Raw genomic sequence first — 18,092 nt, 5'->3', positions numbered from 1 at the left:
CGCCGTTCCGATGCGGGGCGCTCAGATGCGCCGCTCGATCGCGTCCCAGATCATGCCGCCCGTGTCGGTGCCGTTGAACTTGTCGATGGCCACGATACCGGTGGGCGAGGTCACGTTGATTTCGGTGAGCCACTGGCCGCCGATCACGTCGATCCCCACGAAGATCAGCCCGCGCTTCTTGAGTTCGGGCCCCAACGCGTCGCAGATTTCCTGCTCGCGCATGGTGAGCGTGGCCGCTTCGGCATAACCGCCAACAGCCAGGTTGGAGCGGAACTCGCCCTCGCCCGGCTTGCGGTTGATCGCGCCGGCCACTTCGCCATCGACCAGCACGATGCGCTTGTCGCCCTCGGCCACTTCGGGAAGGAACGGCTGGACCATGAAGGGTTCGGGCCAGACCTGGCCGAACAGTTCGGCCAGCGCCGACAGGTTGCCGCCATCGGCATCGATCTTGAACACCGCCTTGCCGCCGTTGCCGTGCAAGGGCTTGACCACCACGGCGCGGTCCCCGTGCTTGTGCTGGAACGCACGCACATCGGCGGCCGAGCGGGTGATCAGCGTGGGCGGCATGAACCGCGCGTAATCGAGCACGTAGACCTTTTCGGGGGCATTGCGGACCGAGCGGGGATCGTTGACCACCAGCGTCTCGCCCTCCAGCCGCTCCAAAAGGTGCGTGGCGGTGATATAGCCCAGGTCGAACGGCGGATCCTGGCGCATCAACACGACATCGATATCGTGGCCCAGGTCGATCTTGCGCGTTTCACCCAGCTTGTAGTGATCGCCTTGCACATGCTGCACGGTGACGGGCGCGGCATCGGCCGTGACGCGGTCCGCTTCCCAGGCCAGGCTGGTGACGTGGTAATACCACAGTTCATGCCCGCGCGCCTGCGCCGAAAGCATCAGGGCAAAGGTCGAATCACCACCGATCTTGATCGAGTGGAGAGGGTCCATCTGGACCGCAACGCGCAGGGTCAAGGCAGTGCTCCGAATGATATCCGTGGTCTTGCGGGTGGCCCGTTTAAAGGCGAATTGGCAGCAGCGCGACCAAAAAGGAGCCGCAACCGCATCAGGAAAATTCAACCATGCTCGCCGCCCGGCTCGTCACCCCGTTTCTTGGCCTGATCGCCTGTGCCGTGGTGCTGATCGACGTGCCCGGCCTGGTTCATGCCTGACCGTCACCCCTGCCACGCATTGACGATGCGGCGCGGCCAGCGGCCCGGCGCCAGCAGGATCACGTCGATCCGCACATCGTCATCCGGCCCGGCATAGCGCGGCGCCAGGGCTTGGGCGGCCCGCGCCACGCGCGCGAGGCGGCGTGCGTCGATCGCGGTATCGAGCGCGGCGGCACTCGCGCGCCATTTCACTTCCACGAAGGCCACCGTGCGCCCGCGCCGCGCGACCAGGTCCACCTCTCCCACGCCGATCTTCATCCGCTGCGCCAGCACGCGCCAGCCGGTCAACCTGAGGTAGAGCGCGGCCAGCCACTCGCCGCGCCGGCCCTGCGCCTCGGCCCGGGCACGGTTCACGGCTCGGCTTTCAGCGCCATGGCGCGCGCATAAAGCGCCTTGCGATCAAGGCCGTGCGCCTTGGCCACCTGCCCTGCCGCTTGCGAGGGGGATGCCTGCGCCAGCGCGGCCCGCAGCAGCGCATCGACATCATCCGCCTGCGGAGCGGCCGGTTCGGGCGGTGGGCCGGCCAGCAGGACGATCTCGCCCTTGGGCGGATGGGCGGTATAGTGCGCGATCAGTTCTTCGGGGGTGCCGCTCCGGCATTCCTCGTGCAGCTTGGTCAATTCGCGCGCCACGGCCAGTTCGCGGCCCGGCAGGTGCTGCGCCATGGCGGTGAGCGAGGCGACCAGGCGCGGCCCGGTTTCGTAGAACACCAGCGTGGCCGGGGTTGCCGCCAGTTCGGCCAGCACGTCGCCGCGCGCCTTGTCCTTGGATGGCAGGAACCCGGCAAACAGGAAGCGGTCGGTGGGCAGGCCGGCCAGCGTCAGCGCCACGGTCAGCGCGCTCGGCCCCGGCAGGCTGGTGACCGCCAGGCCCCGCTCGCGCGCCTCGCGCACCAGGCGATAGCCGGGATCGGAAATCAGCGGCGTGCCCGCATCCGACACCAGCACGACCGACTTTTCGGCCATTTCACCGAGTAGACGCTCGCGCACCTCGGCCGAAGCGTGGTCGTCATAGCGGCGCATGGCCTTGCGGATTCCCAGATGATTGAGCAACTTGCCCGTGACGCGGGTATCTTCGCAGGCTATGACGTCACACCGGGCAATGACGTCGGCAGCACGGGCGGTGATATCGCCAAGATTGCCGATAGGCGTGGCCACGATATAGAGCCCGGGCGCAAGGGGTGGTGTATCCATCCCTTTTCCATGGACCGGCCTTACGGGAGCGGCAAGCAGATGATGATGGGCAAGAGCGGCAACGACGGCATTTCGCGTGCAGGAAACCAGCCTGCCGGATGGAGCCGACGCCGCGCGGGGCAGTGGCTGGCCCTTTCCCTTCCTGCCGTGCTGCTGGCTGGCTGTTCGGTGATCCCCAAGCCCGGCACGCAAGGCGCGCCGCCCCCGCCCAAGGAAACCGCCCCACAGGAAAACGTGCTGCCGACCGACGCCGGGCGCCATCGCGTGGCGCTGCTCGTCCCGCTGTCCGGCCCCAACGCGGCCGTGGGCCAGGCGATCGCCAACGCCACCACCATGGCGCTGCTCGATACCAACGCCCAATCGCTGCGCATCACCACCTATGACACCGGCAGCGGTGCGGCGGCGGCGGCCAGCAAGGCAGTGATGGACGGCAACCGGCTGATCCTGGGGCCGCTGACGGCGGATGACGTGAGCGTGGTGGCTGGCGTGGCGCGCCCGGCCAAAGTGCCGATGATCACGTATTCCAACGACAGCGCGGTGGCCGACCGCGATGTCTTCGTGCTGGGCCAGGTGCCCGGCCAATCGATCGCGCGCGTGGTCGGCTATGCCCACAGCCAGGGCATCAAGACCGTGGGCGCGATCGTGCCGACCGGCACCTATGGCCAACGGGTGAGCAGCGCGCTGGCCGAGGCCACGCGGCTCCAGGGCATTCGCCTGACCGCGATCGAGACTTATGACCGCGGCAACACCTCGGCCGCCAGCGCGGTGCGCCGTGTCAAGGCCAAGGGCCCGATCGACGCGCTGCTGATCGGCGATGGCGCGCGCATCGCCCTGCAGGCCGCGCCTTTTGCCAAGGGCACGCGCCTGCTTGGCACCGAGTTGTGGAAGGGCGATTCCATGCTGGCGAAAAGCCCGGCGATGAAGGGCGCTTGGTTTGCTGCCATCTCCGACGATCGCCTGCCCCGCTTCGAGCAATCCTATCGCCAGCGCTTTGGTGCCAGCCCTGCGCGCATCGCCACGCTGGGCTATGATTCGGTGCTGCTCACGCTCAACATCGCGCGGGGGTGGAAGCCGGGCACGCTGTTCCCCACCGCCCGGCTCTATGACCGCGATGGCTTCATCGGCACCGACGGCGTGTTCCGCTTCAACGCCAATGGCGTGGCCGAGCGCGCGCTGGAAGTGCGCGAGGTTTCCGGCGGCACGGTGGTGACGGTGTCGCGCGCACCGGAAAAGTTCGCAAACTGAGCATTTGAAGCGAATAAGGGGACGGCGACGGCTTGCGCGGCAATTCGCGCGTGTTCTATAGCCGTTCTCATGGCGACAGAAGATTCCGGCTCCCTGTTCGACAAGCTGCCCCAGGGCAGCCCTCAAGAAAGCTATGATGGCTCTGCCATCGAGGTGCTGGAAGGGCTTGAGCCGGTTCGCCGCCGGCCCGGCATGTATATCGGCGGGACGGACGAGCGCGCGCTTCACCACCTGGTGGCCGAAGTGCTCGACAACGCCATGGACGAGGCCGTTGCCGGCCACGCCAACCGCATCGAAGTCACGCTCGAAGCTGCCGAGGGCGCGGCGGGCAAAGTGACGATCACCGACAACGGGCGCGGCATCCCGGTGGACGAGCACCCCAAGTATCCGGGCAAGTCCGCGCTCGAAGTGATCCTCACCACGCTGCACTCGGGCGGCAAGTTTTCGGGCAAGGCCTATGCCACCTCGGGCGGCCTGCACGGCGTGGGCATTTCGGTGGTCAATGCGCTGTCCACCCTCACCCGCGTGGAAGTGGCCCGGAACAAGGAATTGTACGCGCAGGAGTTTTCCTGCGGCCTGGCCACGGGGCCGCTGGCGCGCGTGGGCAATGCGCCCAACCGGCGCGGCACCGCCGTCACGTTCATTCCCGATGCCACGATCTTTGGCGCGGACGCCAAGTTCAAGCCGGCGCGCCTGTTCCGCCTGGTGCGGTCCAAGGCCTATCTCTTTGCCGGGGTGGAAATCCGCTGGAAATGCGATCCCGCGCTGATTGCCGACGATACCCCGGCCGAGGCGGTGTTCCAGTTCCCCGGTGGCCTGGCCGATCACCTGGCCGAACAGGTCAAGGGCCGCGAATGCGTGACCACCGTGCCCTTTGCCGGGCGGCAGGACTTTCCCCTGGGCGCCGATGGCCAGGAAATGGGCCGCGTGGAATGGGCGATTGCCTGGCCGCTGTGGTCTGACGGCGCCTATTCCTGGTATTGCAACACCATTCCCACCCCCGATGGCGGCACGCACGAGCAAGGCCTGCGCGCCGCGCTCACCCGCGGCATCCGCGCCTTTGGCGATCTGGTTGGCCAGAAAAAGGCCAAGGACATCACGCCCGAAGACATGATCACCGGCAGCGAGATCATGCTGTCGGTGTTCATCCGCGATCCCCAGTTCCAAAGCCAGACCAAGGACCGCCTCACCTCGCCCGAAGCCGCGCGCATGGTGGAAAGCGCGGTACGCGACCATTTCGACCATTTCCTGACCGACAACATGGACCGTGGCCGCGCGCTGCTGGGCGCGGTGATGGAGCGGATGGACGAGCGCCTGCGCCGCAAGGCGGAGCGCGAGGTGAAGCGCAAGACCGCCACCAACGCGCGCAAGCTGCGCCTGCCTGGCAAGCTCACCGACTGTTCGGGCGAAGGCAGCGGCGAGACCGAACTGTTCATCGTGGAAGGGGATTCGGCCGGTGGCAGCGCCAAGCAGGCGCGCGACCGCAAGACGCAGGCGATCCTGCCGATCCGCGGCAAGATCCTCAACGTCGCCAGCGCCACGGCCGACAAGATCCGCGCCAACCAGGAAATCGCCGACCTGTGCCTGGCGCTGGGCTGCGGCACGCGCAAGGACTGCAATCCCGATGCGCTGCGCTATGACCGCGTGATCATCATGACCGATGCCGACGTGGACGGCGCGCACATCGCCACCCTGCTGATGACCTATTTCTTCCAGGAAATGCCCGAGATCGTGAAGCGTGGGCATCTCTACCTGGCACAACCGCCGCTCTACCGCCTCACCGCCGGCACCGTTTCGGCCTATGCCCGTGACGATGCGCACCGCGCCGAACTGGAAGCGACCAAGTTCAAGGGCAAGAAAGTGGACGTGGCGCGCTTCAAGGGCCTGGGCGAAATGAACCCCGGCCAGTTGCGCGAAACCACCATGGCCCCGGCCAGCCGCAGCCTGCTGCGCATCACCCTGCCGCCCGAATACGAAGGCCGCGCAGCCGTGAAGGACCTGGTCGACCGCCTGATGGGCCGCAACCCCGAACACCGCTTCATGTTCATCCAAAACCGCGCCGGCGACCTGGACCGCGACCTGATCGACGCCTGAGCCCGTCGGGAACACGCCTTGCAATCTTTCTCCACGCGTGCAGACTGTTGCGGTTGGATATGTGGGGGCTGCGCCGGCATGTTTACCGCCGTTGGGCATTTCGTTTGGCGCAAAAAGCACGCGGCCCTGGCCGGCCTTTGCGCCGGCGCGTTGGCATTGTCGGCATGCTCTGAAAAGCCGGCAGACGTTGCGGACCAAGGCAGGTTCGACGGCATCGATGCCAGTTCCGCGCCTTCGGTGGCGTTCACCTATTTCTATCGCGTGCTCGTGCCCGGCGACAAGTTGGCGGCGATCCAGGAGCAGCATGCCGCCGCCTGTGAAAGGCTTGGCCCGGCGCAATGCCGCGTGGTGGGCATGCGCTTTAGCAACGATGGCCACGGCGACATCTCGGGTCGGCTGGACCTTGCCCTGGCCCGTGATCTCGCACGCGGCTTTGGCCGCGACCGCATTGCCACGGTCACCCAGGAAGGCGGAAGGCTGGAAGACACCGAGATCGAGGGCACCGACCAGGCGCCTAAGATCGAAGAAGCACGGAACAGCGAACGGCAAAGCGCCCAACAGCGCGAAGCGTTGCAGAAGCGACTGGCCCAGCCCGGCCTGGCCGATCGTGAGCGGACGGAATTGACCCGCCAGATCGCCGCGCTGGATCAGGCTATGGCCACCGCCGTCCAAAGCGGCACCGCGGCGCGCGCCGAACTCGCCACCACACCGATGCACTTCACTTATGAAGGGGCCACGGGTCTGGCATTGAGCGACAATCCCTTTGCCGATGCCCTGCAAAACACACTGTCGAGCGGGCGCACCATGGTGTGGGCGGTGCTGGTGATCGGCGGCATGGCCCTGCCCTGGGCGCTGCTCGCGCTGGCCCTGGTTTTGCTATGGCGCACGCCGCCCGTCCGGCGGCTGCGAACCGCGCTGTTTCACGACAACGCCGATACGAACGGCCAGGCACACTAGGCGCTTTCGCTTAGGCTGCCATTGAACAGCGCCTAAGCGCACTGTGGCATTCCACCCGATCAAGAACCGGTGCCTGGGCGGCGTCGGTGGACCGGGTGAGTGCTGATGAACTACCTCATGAACGCGCCGATCGGGCGTAAGCTGTCGCGGTTGTTTACAATTATTGCGATCATGATCATGGCGGCGCTCGCAATGATCGGCGCCGGGCTGCACCAGATCAGCCTTCAGGACGCAGAAATCACCAACGACCACGTGCCACAGGCCATGTTGGCCAACGGCATGGACACGGCCATCGCCCAGATCGACGCGGATCTGCGCGCGTTGACGATGTCGTCATCAGCCCAGGTGCGCCAGGCTCATGAAGCGCGCATTGCCAAAAACCGCAAGCTGCTCGAAGAGGGTTTGACCGGGCTGAAGAGCACCGATCTGGATGAAAACGAATCGTCCTTCGTGGCCGATTTCGCCAAAGGCTGGAGCGAATACGCAGCCTCGATCGACAACGTCGAGAGCCTCGCCGGGCAGAACCGCGTTGCCGAAGCCCAGGCGCTGATCCAGCGGGGCGAGGAACTCGCTCACCGTATCGACCAGGCGCTGGACAAGCTGATCAACTATCAGCGCGGCCATATCACCGCCGCGACGGCGGAAGCCGCGCAAGCCTATTGGTTTTCGCTGGGCACCGGCCTTTGCGCGCTGGTCGGGCTGATCGTGGTGCTGGCGTGGAGCTATCGCCTGCTTGAACGGCTGGTGGCGCGCCCGGTATCGCAAGTGGCACAGGCGCTGGTGCGGCTGGGCGCCGGCGATCGCGACGTGCGCGTGGACCACGGCGGCAGCGCCGACGAACTGGGCGATCTTGCCCGCGCGTTCGACGCGCTGCGCGACCAGCTCACCGCCGCCGATGCAGCCAAGACCGCCCAGGTCGACCTCATCGTGCGCACGCTGGGGGTGGCGCTGGCCGACCTGAAAAGCGGCAACCTGGGCGCGCGGATCGATGCCGGGCTGGAAGGCCCGTTTGCCCAGTTGCGTGACGATTTCAACACCATGGCGGCCGAACTGGGCAAAGTGATCGGCGCGGTAACCGGCGCGGCCGACAACGTGCGCACCGGATCGACCGAGATCCGTGCCGCTTCCGACGATCTTGCCCACCGCACCGAGGCGCAGGCCGCCCAACTGGAATCGGCTGCCAGCGCCATGCGCAACGTGACCGCGATGGTGGACGACAGTGCGGCCAAGGCCGAGGCGGTGCGCCAGACGATCGAGGAAACATCGAGCGCGGCAAGCGAAGGCGGCGCGGTGGTGAGCGAAGCGGTGGCGGCAATGGACGGCATTGCCAAGTCATCGCAGATGATCAACCAGATCATCGACCTGATCGAAGGCATTGCTTTTCAAACCAACCTCCTCGCGCTCAACGCCGGGGTGGAAGCGGCGCGCGCTGGCGATGCCGGCAAGGGCTTTGCCGTGGTGGCCACCGAAGTGCGCGCGCTTGCCCGCCGATCGGCCGATGCTGCCAACGACATCAAGGGCCTGATCGGCCAGAGCACCGGGCAGGTGCAAGCCGGGGTGCAATTGGTGACGCGCACCGGTGAAGCGCTGGAGGCGATCATCGCGCGCATCGGCAACCTGCGCGGCCTCGTGGCAGGCATCGCCGAAGCGACGGCCGACCAATCGGAAAGCGTCAAGAAAGTCTATGAAACCGTGGGCGCGATCGACCGCATGACGCAGCAGAACGCCGCGATGGTGGAAGAAAGCACGGCCGCGGCCCGCACCTTGGCGACCGAGGCCGATTCGCTCAGCACGCTGGTGGCGCGCTTCCGTGCCGGTGGCAGCCGCCAGCCGCTGCGCAGTGCTTCGCCCGTGGCCACGGCACCGGCGACCCCGGTTGCCATTGCGGCGCCGCCCCCGCCCAGCGCGGCCGTGCGCGCCCTGCCCCCACCGCCCGCACCGGCACCGGCGCTGCGCAAGGTGGCCGGTGGCGGTGGCATGGAAGATTGGTCGGAATTCTAGGTCGTGAACTCATAAATGGCGCCCCCGAGGTTTGGGGCCAAAGGCCCCGTCGCGAGGAGAAAGCGCGCAGGAATATCTTACATATTTCCAGTGCTTTCGACGCTGCGAGGGGGCCTTTGGGTCAAATCCCGAAGGGACGCCAAAATGGCTTCCATCTCAGCCCAAAGCGCCCTTGCAAAGGCTACCAGCCTTCGCGGCGGGCACTTTGGGCCGATATGTTCGCCATTTTGGCGCCTCGGGGGCGCCATTTATGAGTTCACGACCTAGAAGCCTCGCTTGCGCGGGCCCGCCCGCCACGCCAAGCTCATGCTTTGCTGCACTATTGCGGCGCGTGCAGGGGCAAGGCGCAATGAACAAGGTGGTATGGGCGATGCTGGCCGCGATGGGCGTGGCCACGGCTGGCGGATCGGCGTTTGCCGGGGCGGCAGAGCCACCGCCCCCGCCCAAGGCCGGACCAATCGTGGTGGATACCGCGGCAGCCTGGACACACCCACCCACCGGCATCGTGATCCCGCCTGCCATCGGGGCCTTCACCCGTACGTCGGTGTCGCAAAGCGACCACGGCCTGGCCGACGTTTCGATCGGCTATGACGACAACACCACCCGCACCACGCTGACGATCTATATCTTCCGCGCCGGCTGGCCCCAGGCGCCGTTGTGGGCAGACCGGCTGAGCCAGGTCATGGGCATGACGGTGCAGCGCATGGGCGGCACGCTGGCAGGAACGCCTGTGTTCACGCCGTTCACGCCCACCGGCCATGCCAGTGCGAGTGGCATGCGCGTGGTGCAGAGCGCGCAGGGCGGCGCTTTGCAGGCCACCGGTGCCGTGGTGATCCCGGCCGGCAACTGGCTGGTGACCATGCGGATGAGTTCGCCCAAGTTCGACGCCGCGGCGCTCGATGCGCAACTGGCGGCAACGGCGGCGGCCCTGCACGTGCCCGTGCCGGCCCAGCCTTTGCCGGCTGCACAGCCGATTGCGCCTTGTGCCGATGCGCTGTCGATCAAGCCCGCCAAGCGCCTAAATGGCGATGATAGCCGCGCCAGCGTGATGATGAATGCCTTGCTGGGAGCCGCGCTGAGCAACGCAGTGGCAAACGCCGACAAGGACGATGGGGAGAAGGATGCCAGCCCGGATTATGCGGACACGCTCTGCCGCGATCCCGGCGCGACGCCAGACCGCGCGCTATACCGCAGACCGGGCGACACCCAGCACTACATCATCGCACTGGGTGATGCCGGCGTCACGCTGGAAGCCGGCCCCAATGTGTTGGCAGCCTTGAAGAAGAAGCCGGACAATTTTGACCTGCATCTGATCTTGTTCGACAAGATACTGTTCTATCAGCCTTTCAAGAGCCTTCCCACGCCAGAACAGGCGATGGACACATTGAACCACGAACAGCCTCAGGGCACCTCCAGCGGGACCGACAACGTGACGATCAGCCTTTGACGGCGCGGTGGTCGGGTGCTCAACCGTCGCCGTTGGGGCCTGCACCCGCGCCGCCCGCGTCGTCATCGCGCTTGCCGCGAATGAAGTCGAAGCGGATGCGCACCCAGGTGCCCACTTGCGGCGTGCCGTTCACGCGCGGCGGGCGCACCAGGAATTGCCAGGCCGCCTGGCGCAGCACGCGGGCCATGCCCGATCCGCGCGGGCTTTCGTCCAGTTCCTGGCAGTCTTCCACGTGATAATCGGCCACGGTGCGGCACGCGATCATCGCCCAGCGACCCGAGCTTTGGCCCGGCCGCATATAGCCATTGATTTCCGCGTCGCGCGGCTCACGATACCATTCGGCGTTGTAGAGGCGCGAGCCATCGGGCGCGGTGCCCCCGGTGCCGCCGCCACCGCCGCCGGCAGAGGCCTGCTGCGCCGCGCTGCCGGTCCCGGCCGGGCCTTTCAGCTTGGAAATGTCGGCCGACGCGAAGTCTGACCGGCTCATCGGGATGAAGCCTTCGGGCCAGACCACCTTGTTGTCGGTGGGGATCACCACGCGCGGCGGCTTGGCCGCGGCGGGCATGGTGGCGGCAGCACGGGTGGCCTGCTGCGCCACCTTCTGCTGCTTGGGCGTGGGATTGTCGCTCTTGTCGCCGGCCGCGGCAGACAGGTTGACGGCGGTCAGCGTGCCGCCTTCGTGCTTGGCCGGTGGCTCGTAAAGCCCCACGGACAGCAACGCCGCCAGCAACAGCAGCGACATGGCCAGCGCCAGCACGAACGACAGGGAACGGCGGCGGGGATCGGCGCCATAGCGCCCGCCCCCCTCCGCAAGCAGCACGTCTTGCATCTAGGCTCCGTCACCGCGGGTGCCTGTGCGCTGCGCATGCGCAACAGGCCCCGCCAGCCGCCGCCCTATACCAAGGCCGGCAGTGACAAAACCCTTCGATTGCGCGTTACCCTTCGCGGCAACGACAAAAAAAGATTGTTCGCGCCGGGGGATGGCTTCAATCGCGTGGCCCCAGCTTTTCCAGTTCGACGCGTTCGAACATCGTGCGCGCCGCCGGCCGCTGGGCAATCTGCTCGATCCAGCGCAGCAGATGCGGCGTGTCTGTGCGGTTGACCAGTTCGGAAAAGCCGAACTGCATGCCATTGGCGATGGCAAAGTTGCAGATATCGGCCAGGGTATATTGCCCCGGCACCAGCCATTCGTGATCCCGCAAGTGATCGTCCAACCGGCGCACCGAAAAGGCGATCTTGCGCATTTCCTCGTCCAGCAGGTCCTGCGGGAAGCCTTCGCGGGCGCGGCGCCATTTCACCTGCTGCTCGACCACGGGAATGGCTTTGACCTTGGCTTCGAATTCGGCGTCGGACAGGCCCTGGACCATCTTGCCGACATAGCGGTGCCAACCGATCGTCGACACGCACCAGCAGAAGTATTCGTCTACCCACTTGGTCCACACCCGCATCTGCGCACGGCCATAGCTATCGGCCGGACGCAGCGAGACTTGCGTGGGATATTCGTCTTCCAGGTATTCGCAGATCACCGTGCTTTCGGTGATCACCTTGTCGCCATCCACCAAGGCGGGCACTTGCCCACGCGGGTTGATCGCCTTGAACCAATCGGCATGATGTTCGAACTTGGCCGGATCGAGGCGATTGGCTTCGAACGGCAGGCCCTTTTCGAACAGGGTGAGCAAGGGCTTCATGGAATTGGCGGCAGGACCGAAACTGTAGAGCTTGAGCATGGAGCCTGTTATCCTCTCCCGGGTTGCTTCCCGGCTTTGCCAGCGCAGCCTAGACATTGTTTGCCAACCTAACAATACCCGAATGGAGAATTGCCATGGCCTTTACCGGACGCTGCGCCTGCGGGGCGGTTACCGCCACCATTTCCGCGCGGGAGCCGGTGGCCGTGCGCCAATGCTGGTGCCGCCAGTGCCAGCAGGCCGCCGCAGGTGGCTCCACCAACAATGCAGTGTTTCCGGCAGAATCCGTCACGGTCAGCGGCGCGTTGGGCTCATTCGGCTATGTCGCGCCATCGGGCAACACGCTGACCCAGTTCTTTTGCCCGCAGTGCGGCACCGGCGTCATGGCGCAATCATCGGGGCGCATGCATTTGCGGACGGTGCGCCTGGGCTTTCTCGATCCCGGCCATGGCCTGGAACCCGATACCGTGATCTGGACGGACGAGGCGCCGGCCTGGGCCCAGGTCGACCGCCGCGACGCCAGCTACAGCGGGCAACCGCCCGCGCCGGGCCAGCCGGTGGCAGAGCAGGCGTGACATTGCCGCAACAGTAAAACGCAAAACGCGTACAGATTGGCAAGTATCCGCCAGTATTATTCGTCCAATCTCGAAACAAATAGCAATCTTCCCTCTTGTTTTGCGCGGTGTCTTCGACCAGACGCCGCGCATCACGCCGCCATGACAGTGGCGTGACTGCCGATCCGCCAACAACCCGGCGGCAAGACAGGCCTAACAGGGGAAAACATGAAGAAGATCGTTCTGCTGGCTGCCATGGTGGCTGCACAGCCTGCTTTTGCACAAGATGCCAAGTTCTCGGGCCTGCGCGCCGAAGTGCGTGTGGGCTACGAAACGCCCACCGTCAGCGGCCTTGGCGATGGCGAAGTCTACAAGATCGGCAATTCTGCCTCGATCGGTGGCGAACTGGGCTATGACGTGCCCTTGGGCAACAGCGTGACCGCGGGCCCGTTCATCAACTATGACTATGCCGATGCCAAGGACTGTGTCGATGGCGTGTGCCTGGGTTCCAACGGCAACCTGCTGACCGGCGCGCGCCTGGGCGTGGCCGTGACCCCCAAGGTCGAGGCGTTCTTCAAGCTGGGCTATGACCGCTTCCGCCTCAAGGCCTCGATCGGCAGCCGCACCGGCCATGAGAATCTCGACGGGATCGGTGGCGAACTGGGCGTGAACTTTGTCGTCAGCCAGCGTATCTATGCCGGCTTCTCGCTGAACTACGCCGATCTCGGCAGCTATGAAGGCATCAACTTCCAGCGTCGCCACGTGGCGGTGCAGGTCGGCACGCGCTTCTGAGCCACCGATAGCAGCCCTTTCATCCATGGAAAAAGGGAGGGCCTGGCCCTCCCTTTTTTCAGTAGAGCAGGAACTGCTGCCGTTCCTCGATCCAACTGGCTTCATCGGGGCTGGCCACGGCATCGAGGTCAGCGGCCTGCGCCCCGCGATCGTCCACCCATTCGCGCAAGGCCGGGCCGCCATTGATCACATCGATGGCGAGGCGATCGAGCACGTATTCATAGGGAAAATCGCGCCACAGCGGATAATCGGGATAGAGATTGCGGATGGCCTTGAACGCCAGCGCCTGCAGCCGCCAGGGACGGAACGCGGCGTGATCGTAAAAGCCGCCTTCGGGGTGGAGCATCAGGCCGTGGCACAAGTGGCCGACGTGCTTGTGGAAAGTGGGCTCGAACCAGCATTCGCGGATCGCCGCGCCCGCCAGCCAGTGCGGCGCCACGCGCGCCATTTCAGCCCGCACCGCCAGCGCATCGACATCGGGGGCGCCGAACAACACTTCAAGCGGGCGGGTCGTGCCGCGCCCTTCGGAAAGCGTCGCGCCTTCGAGCATGACCGTGCCGGCATAAGCGCGCGCCATGGCCAGGCTCGCCGCGTTGGGACTGGGGTTGATCCAGATGCGGTTCTGCGGCCAGCCAAAGCCCGGCGCGGCATCGGGCTGCCAGCCGTCCATGGCGATGACGCGGTAATCCACATCGAGGTTATAGTGCGCGATGAACCAGCGGCCCATTTCACCCAGCGTCAGCCCGTGGCGCATCGGCATGGGGCCGGCGCCGACAAAGCTCTCCCACCCGGGCACGAGCCGGGTGCCTTCCACCGGCCGACCGGCGGGATTGGGCCGGTCGAGCACCCACACCGCCTTGCCCGTGCCGTGGCAGGCCTCCAGCAGGTAGAGCAAGGTTGTAACGAAGGTATAGATGCGGCAGCCCAGATCCTGCAGATCGAACAGGAAGACATCGGCAGCATCGATCATGGCCGGCGTGGGCCGGCGGACTTCGCCATAAAGGCTGAACACCGGAATCCCCAGGGCGGGATCGCGATAATCGGGCGATTCCACCATGTTGTCCTGCTTGTCACCCTTGAGCCCGTGCTGCGGGCCAAAGGCGGCGGTCAGGTTCACGTCCGGGCAGGCCGCCAGGGCATCGAGGGCGTGCACAAGGCCTTGGGTGAGCGAGGCGGGATGGGCCACCAGGGCCACGCGGCGGCCAGCGAGCGGCGCGCGCAGCGCGGCATCGGCCACAAGGCGATCAAGTCCGGTCTTCATGCCGCTTGCGGTGCCTCAACCCGCGCGGCGAAGCAAGCCGCATGGTGGAAATCGGGCTTGCCGCGCGGATGGGCCAGCGCCCAATAGGATTTGGCGCCGTCCGCCTCTTCCAGCACGGCCGAAAGCCCCATGCGCCAGGGCAGCGGGGGCAGGCCTGCGATGGGTAGCGCCGCATCGCAGATCAGCAGGTCCTGGCCCCGGCGCGGGGTGATCACCGGTTCGCGCGGGATCGGCCGCGGCGCCATGCCGGCGCGATAGCCATCGAAATCATAGGCCGCCCAGCGTTCCGACGGGGCGAAATTGAATTCGGCATAGGTACCCGCGGCAATGCCTTCGTCTTCGGCCAGGAACAGCTCGAAGCAAGTGGATTGCCACAGGCCATCGGTGCGCGCGCGCCCGGCGAACGGCGGCACCACCAGGGCGGCCGTACCCTCCACCCGCCAGCGCAGGCACAGCCAGTTGGCATCCATCGACAGGATGCGCGCCGAAACCTGGCGCACGGCAATCGCCGGATGATCGGGATGGGCAACAAGCAGCGCCGGTTCCAAGGCACGTCCTTTCATGCTAGGCGCCCCGCTCCACATCGAGGCAACCATGACCGAATACAAGTCCGACCTGTTGCGCCTGCTGTCCGAGCGGGGCCATATCCACCAGTTGACCGATGCCGAGGGGCTTGATGCCCTGGCGGCCAAGGAAATCGTGGTGGGCTATAATGGCTATGACGCCACGGCGCCATCGCTCCATGTCGGCAACCTGGCCTCTGTCATGCTGCTGCGCCGCCTGCAACAGGCCGGCCACAAGCCCATCGCGCTGATGGGTGGCGGCACCACCAAGATCGGCGATCCTTCGGGCAAGGATGCCAGCCGCCAGATGCTGACCGAAGAGGTCATCGCCAGTAACATCGCCGGCATTCGCAAGGTGTTCGATCGCCTGCTGACATTCGACGACAGCGCGACGGGCGCGACCCTGGTCAACAACGACGAATGGCTTTCGAAGCTGGGCTATATCGATCTGCTGCGCGACGTCGGGCCGCATTTCACGGTCAACCGCATGCTCACCTTCGATTCGGTGAAGCTGCGCCTGGATCGGGAACAGCCGCTCACGTTCCTGGAATTCAACTACATGATTCTCCAGGCCTATGACTTCCGCGAACTGGCGCTGCGCCATGGCTGCCGCCTGCAGTTCGGCGGGTCCGACCAATGGGGCAACATCGTCAACGGCATCGAATTGACCCGGCGCATGAACGGGATCGAGGTGTTCGGCGCCACGACCCCGCTGCTGACCACGGCTGATGGCGCCAAGATGGGCAAGTCGGTCAACGGCGCGGTCTGGCTGAACGAAGAGCAACTGCCCAACTACGATTTCTGGCAGTTCTGGCGCAACACCGACGACCGCGACGTGGGCCGTTTCCTGCGCATCTTCACCGATGTGCCGCTGGACGAAATCGCCCGCCTGGAAGCGCTGCAGGGCAGCGAGATCAATGCCGCCAAGACCGTGCTTGCCAACGAGGTGACCGCCCTGATCCGCGGGCGCGAGGCGGCTGACGCGGCCGAGGCGACCGCCAAGGCCACCTTTGCCGGCGGCGGGCTGGGCCAGGACCTGCCCACGCTGGAAGTGGGCGGTGGCAGCATCAGCGTGATCGAGGCGCTGATCGGGCTGGGCTTTGCCGCCAGCCGCGGCGAGGCCAAGCGGCTGGTCGCGGGCGGCGGTGCGCGGCTGGATGGCGAAGCGGTGCGCGACGATACCACCATTATCGAAGTATCGGCCGAACGACGCCTTTCGTCAGGCAAAAAGAAGCATGGCATTATCAAGCCAGCTTAACGACTTGTTTTTGCCGGGCGGCGGCAGCCCGCTGCCGCCCGTTAACCAAATCTAAGCCAATTTGGTTCTATTCTTGCCGCTGGAATCGCTCTTACCGGCAGGAGAAGCCATGTCTGGCGGCGCGCAGCTATCAGTGACCGACCTGCGCCGGTCTACCCGCCACCCCGTTCACTTGCCAGTGATCGGGGAACATCGGCGTTTGGGCGACGTGATGCTCAATATCGTCAACATCTCCACCACCGGTTTCATGGTGCGCGACACTCTCGATCTGGGCCGGGGCGAGCGCGTGACCATCCGCCTCCCGCAAATCGGCCGGATCGAGGCCTTCCTGGTGTGGAGCGATGACAGCCGCGCCGGCTTTCAGTTCGAACGGATCGTGCGGCAGGATGACTTTACCAAGATGATCAAGCAATTGCAGCCGAACGCCAGGCTGCGCGCCAAGGGTTGAGCGCCAGGCGCCACGACACTTGAGCAAAACTGCTTGCCCGTCATGAATTTCTGAAGCGACGACAAACAATTGTTGGCTTGGCAAAGCCGCATGGCGCTGCCACAGACGCCTTCGTGACGCAAACCCCTGCCCCGGCGCTGCCCGAACACCCTTCATCGCCGTTCCAGATCGCCGATTTTCGCCGGTTCTGGGTGGCCCGCCTGTTTTCGGTGGTGGCCACGTCGGGCATGGTCGTGGTGCTGGGCTATCAGCTTTATGACGTGGCGCGCGGCCAGTATGGCATGGGCATCAAGGAAGCCGCATTCCAGCTGGGCCTGATGGGCCTGGTCCAATTTCTGCCGCAATTCGTGCTCACGCCCGTGGCCGGCGTGGTCGCCGACCGGTTCGACCGCCGCGTGATCGCGGGGTTGACCATGGTGCTCGACGCGCTGATCGCCCTGGTGCTCACGCTCGCGACGTATGCCGATGCGCTGTCGCTGCCGCTGCTGTTCGCCATGGCCGCCTGCCACGGCACCAGCCGCGTGTTCATCGGCCCGGCGCTGTCATCGATCGCCCCCAATATCGTGCCGGCAGAGCTGATGCCGCGCGCGGTGGCGATCAATGCCATGGCCTGGCAGATCGGCTCGATGGGTGGGCCGGCGCTGGCCGGCGTGCTGTTCGCCGCGGCAGCCGCCCTGCCCTATGGCGTTTCGGTGGCCTTGCTGGTGATTGCCGCCGTGGGCGCGTTTGGCATCCGGCGCATTCCGCCTCCGGCCGAAAACCGCCAGACCCATCCGTTCCGCCAGATTGCCGACGGCTTTCGCTTCGTCGCGCACGATCGCTTCCTGCTCGGCTGCGTCACGCTCGATCTGTTCGCCGTGCTGCTGGGCGGGGCCACGGCGCTGCTGCCGGTCTATGCGCGCGACATCCTGACCTTCGACGGCCGCCCGGTGGGGTCTTATGGCCTGGGCGTGATGCGCGCCATGCCCGGCCTGGGTGCGGCGCTGGTCGCCGCGTTCCTGGCGCGACGGCCGGTGGAGCGCGAAGTGGGTGCCAAGATGCTGCTGGCCGTGGCGGCCTTTGGCGCGGCCACCGTGGTCTTTGGCCTGTCTCGCAACTTGTGGCTGTCGCTGGCCATGCTCACCCTGCTTGGCGCGGCCGACATGGTTTCGGTCTATATCCGCACCACGCTGGTGCAGTTGCACACGCCTGACGCGGTGCGAGGCCGGGTTTCGGCCATCTCGGGCCTGGCCATTTCCTGCTCCAACGAACTGGGCGACATGCAATCGGGCGTGGCTGCGGCCCTGCTGGGCGCAACCGGCGCAGTTGTGTTTGGCGGGGTGGGTGCCATAATCGTTACCCTGGCCTGGGCGATCGGATTTCCCGAATTGCGCCGCGCCCGGACCTTTGCTGCAAAATACCAATCCTGACCCGCTCACCATCCAA

The 18,092-nt window shown here is 65.9% G+C and carries 17 protein-coding genes; 10 read left to right on the top strand and 7 right to left on the bottom strand.

The genetic code is table 11. From position 1 onward, the window contains the following. Positions 1 to 21 precede the first annotated feature (21 nt). From gshB to rsmI, 3 genes are all read right to left on the bottom strand, one after another. Complete coding sequence (gene gshB, locus FHW94_RS05095) at positions 22 to 972, bottom strand: glutathione synthase (protein WP_168554631.1); 951 nt, start codon at positions 970 to 972, stop codon at positions 22 to 24. Between the two features lie 200 nt (positions 973 to 1,172). Continuing rightward, positions 1,173 to 1,523, bottom strand: coding sequence for a YraN family protein (locus tag FHW94_RS05090; protein ID WP_168554630.1), 351 nt, complete (start codon positions 1,521 to 1,523; stop codon positions 1,173 to 1,175). Continuing rightward, entirely contained in the window at positions 1,520 to 2,362 is an 843-nt protein-coding gene (gene rsmI / locus FHW94_RS05085) for a 16S rRNA (cytidine(1402)-2'-O)-methyltransferase (RefSeq protein ID WP_168554629.1), read from the bottom strand. Before rsmI ends, FHW94_RS05090 begins: the two co-directional genes overlap by 4 nt. A gap of 39 nt (positions 2,363 to 2,401) precedes the next feature. On the opposite strand from rsmI, the gene FHW94_RS05080 reads away from it, so the two are divergent. The 5 genes from FHW94_RS05080 to FHW94_RS05060 all read left to right on the top strand — a co-directional run bounded on the left by FHW94_RS05080 (position 2,402) and on the right by FHW94_RS05060 (position 10,106). After that, entirely contained in the window at positions 2,402 to 3,607 is a 1,206-nt protein-coding gene (locus FHW94_RS05080) for a penicillin-binding protein activator (protein ID WP_246865887.1), read from the top strand. Between the two features lie 69 nt (positions 3,608 to 3,676). Further along, positions 3,677 to 5,701: a DNA topoisomerase IV subunit B gene (locus tag FHW94_RS05075; RefSeq protein WP_168554628.1), complete on the top strand. Its 2,025-nt coding sequence runs from the start codon at positions 3,677 to 3,679 to the stop codon at positions 5,699 to 5,701. 156 nt (positions 5,702 to 5,857) lie between these two features. Beyond that, a complete protein-coding gene (locus FHW94_RS05070) occupies positions 5,858 to 6,658 on the top strand; it encodes a hypothetical protein (protein WP_168554627.1) in 801 nt (266 codons plus the stop codon). 105 nt (positions 6,659 to 6,763) lie between these two features. Continuing rightward, a complete protein-coding gene (locus FHW94_RS05065) occupies positions 6,764 to 8,659 on the top strand; it encodes a methyl-accepting chemotaxis protein (protein WP_168554626.1) in 1,896 nt (631 codons plus the stop codon). A 349-nt stretch (positions 8,660 to 9,008) separates the two neighbouring features. After that, positions 9,009 to 10,106 (top strand): hypothetical protein, encoded by a 1,098-nt coding sequence (locus tag FHW94_RS05060; RefSeq protein ID WP_168554625.1) that lies wholly within the window; start codon positions 9,009 to 9,011, stop codon positions 10,104 to 10,106. Positions 10,107 to 10,125: 19 nt separating this feature from the next. Here the strand turns inward: FHW94_RS05060 and FHW94_RS05055 are convergent, their stop codons facing one another. Together FHW94_RS05055 and FHW94_RS05050 are read right to left on the bottom strand one after the other, a co-directional pair. Then, positions 10,126 to 10,935: a hypothetical protein gene (locus tag FHW94_RS05055; RefSeq protein ID WP_168554624.1), complete on the bottom strand. Its 810-nt coding sequence runs from the start codon at positions 10,933 to 10,935 to the stop codon at positions 10,126 to 10,128. 157 nt (positions 10,936 to 11,092) lie between these two features. Further along, on the bottom strand, positions 11,093 to 11,833 hold the full coding sequence (locus tag FHW94_RS05050; protein WP_168554623.1) for a glutathione S-transferase family protein: 741 nt from the start codon (positions 11,831 to 11,833) through the stop codon (positions 11,093 to 11,095). A gap of 95 nt (positions 11,834 to 11,928) precedes the next feature. Between FHW94_RS05050 and FHW94_RS05045 the strand changes: the two genes are divergently transcribed. Further along, positions 11,929 to 12,366, top strand: coding sequence for a GFA family protein (locus FHW94_RS05045; RefSeq protein ID WP_210425455.1), 438 nt, complete (start codon positions 11,929 to 11,931; stop codon positions 12,364 to 12,366). A gap of 207 nt (positions 12,367 to 12,573) precedes the next feature. Further along, entirely contained in the window at positions 12,574 to 13,137 is a 564-nt protein-coding gene (locus FHW94_RS05040) for an outer membrane beta-barrel protein (protein ID WP_168554622.1), read from the top strand. A gap of 58 nt (positions 13,138 to 13,195) precedes the next feature. On the opposite strand, the gene FHW94_RS05035 is transcribed toward FHW94_RS05040, so the two are convergent. Together FHW94_RS05035 and FHW94_RS05030 are read right to left on the bottom strand one after the other, a co-directional pair. Continuing rightward, positions 13,196 to 14,398, bottom strand: a complete 1,203-nt coding sequence (locus tag FHW94_RS05035; protein WP_168554621.1) for a DUF1343 domain-containing protein — start codon at positions 14,396 to 14,398, stop codon at positions 13,196 to 13,198. Beyond that, the gene (locus tag FHW94_RS05030) at positions 14,395 to 14,946 is read right to left on the bottom strand and encodes a DOMON-like domain-containing protein (protein ID WP_168554620.1); all 552 of its coding nucleotides are present in this window, start codon (positions 14,944 to 14,946) and stop codon (positions 14,395 to 14,397) included. The genes FHW94_RS05035 and FHW94_RS05030 overlap by 4 nt, the downstream gene beginning before the upstream one ends. A gap of 46 nt (positions 14,947 to 14,992) precedes the next feature. On the opposite strand from FHW94_RS05030, the gene tyrS reads away from it, so the two are divergent. The 3 genes from tyrS (at position 14,993) to FHW94_RS05015 (ending at position 18,076) form a co-directional block, all read left to right on the top strand. Next, a complete protein-coding gene (gene tyrS, locus FHW94_RS05025; RefSeq protein WP_168555478.1) occupies positions 14,993 to 16,219 on the top strand; it encodes a tyrosine--tRNA ligase in 1,227 nt (408 codons plus the stop codon). Between the two features lie 109 nt (positions 16,220 to 16,328). Next, positions 16,329 to 16,667 carry a PilZ domain-containing protein gene (locus FHW94_RS05020; protein ID WP_168554619.1) on the top strand — a complete coding sequence of 113 codons (339 nt, stop codon included), beginning with the start codon at positions 16,329 to 16,331 and terminating at the stop codon, positions 16,665 to 16,667. Between the two features lie 113 nt (positions 16,668 to 16,780). Beyond that, on the top strand, positions 16,781 to 18,076 hold the full coding sequence (locus tag FHW94_RS05015; RefSeq protein WP_349237437.1) for an MFS transporter: 1,296 nt from the start codon (positions 16,781 to 16,783) through the stop codon (positions 18,074 to 18,076). Positions 18,077 to 18,092: the final 16 nt, after the last annotated feature.

Origin of the sequence: Novosphingobium sp. SG720, assembly GCF_012275365.1 — a bacterium.
Taxonomy (GTDB): domain Bacteria; phylum Pseudomonadota; class Alphaproteobacteria; order Sphingomonadales; family Sphingomonadaceae; genus Novosphingobium; species Novosphingobium rhizosphaerae.
This window is presented reverse-complemented; position numbering and strand designations above follow the sequence as displayed.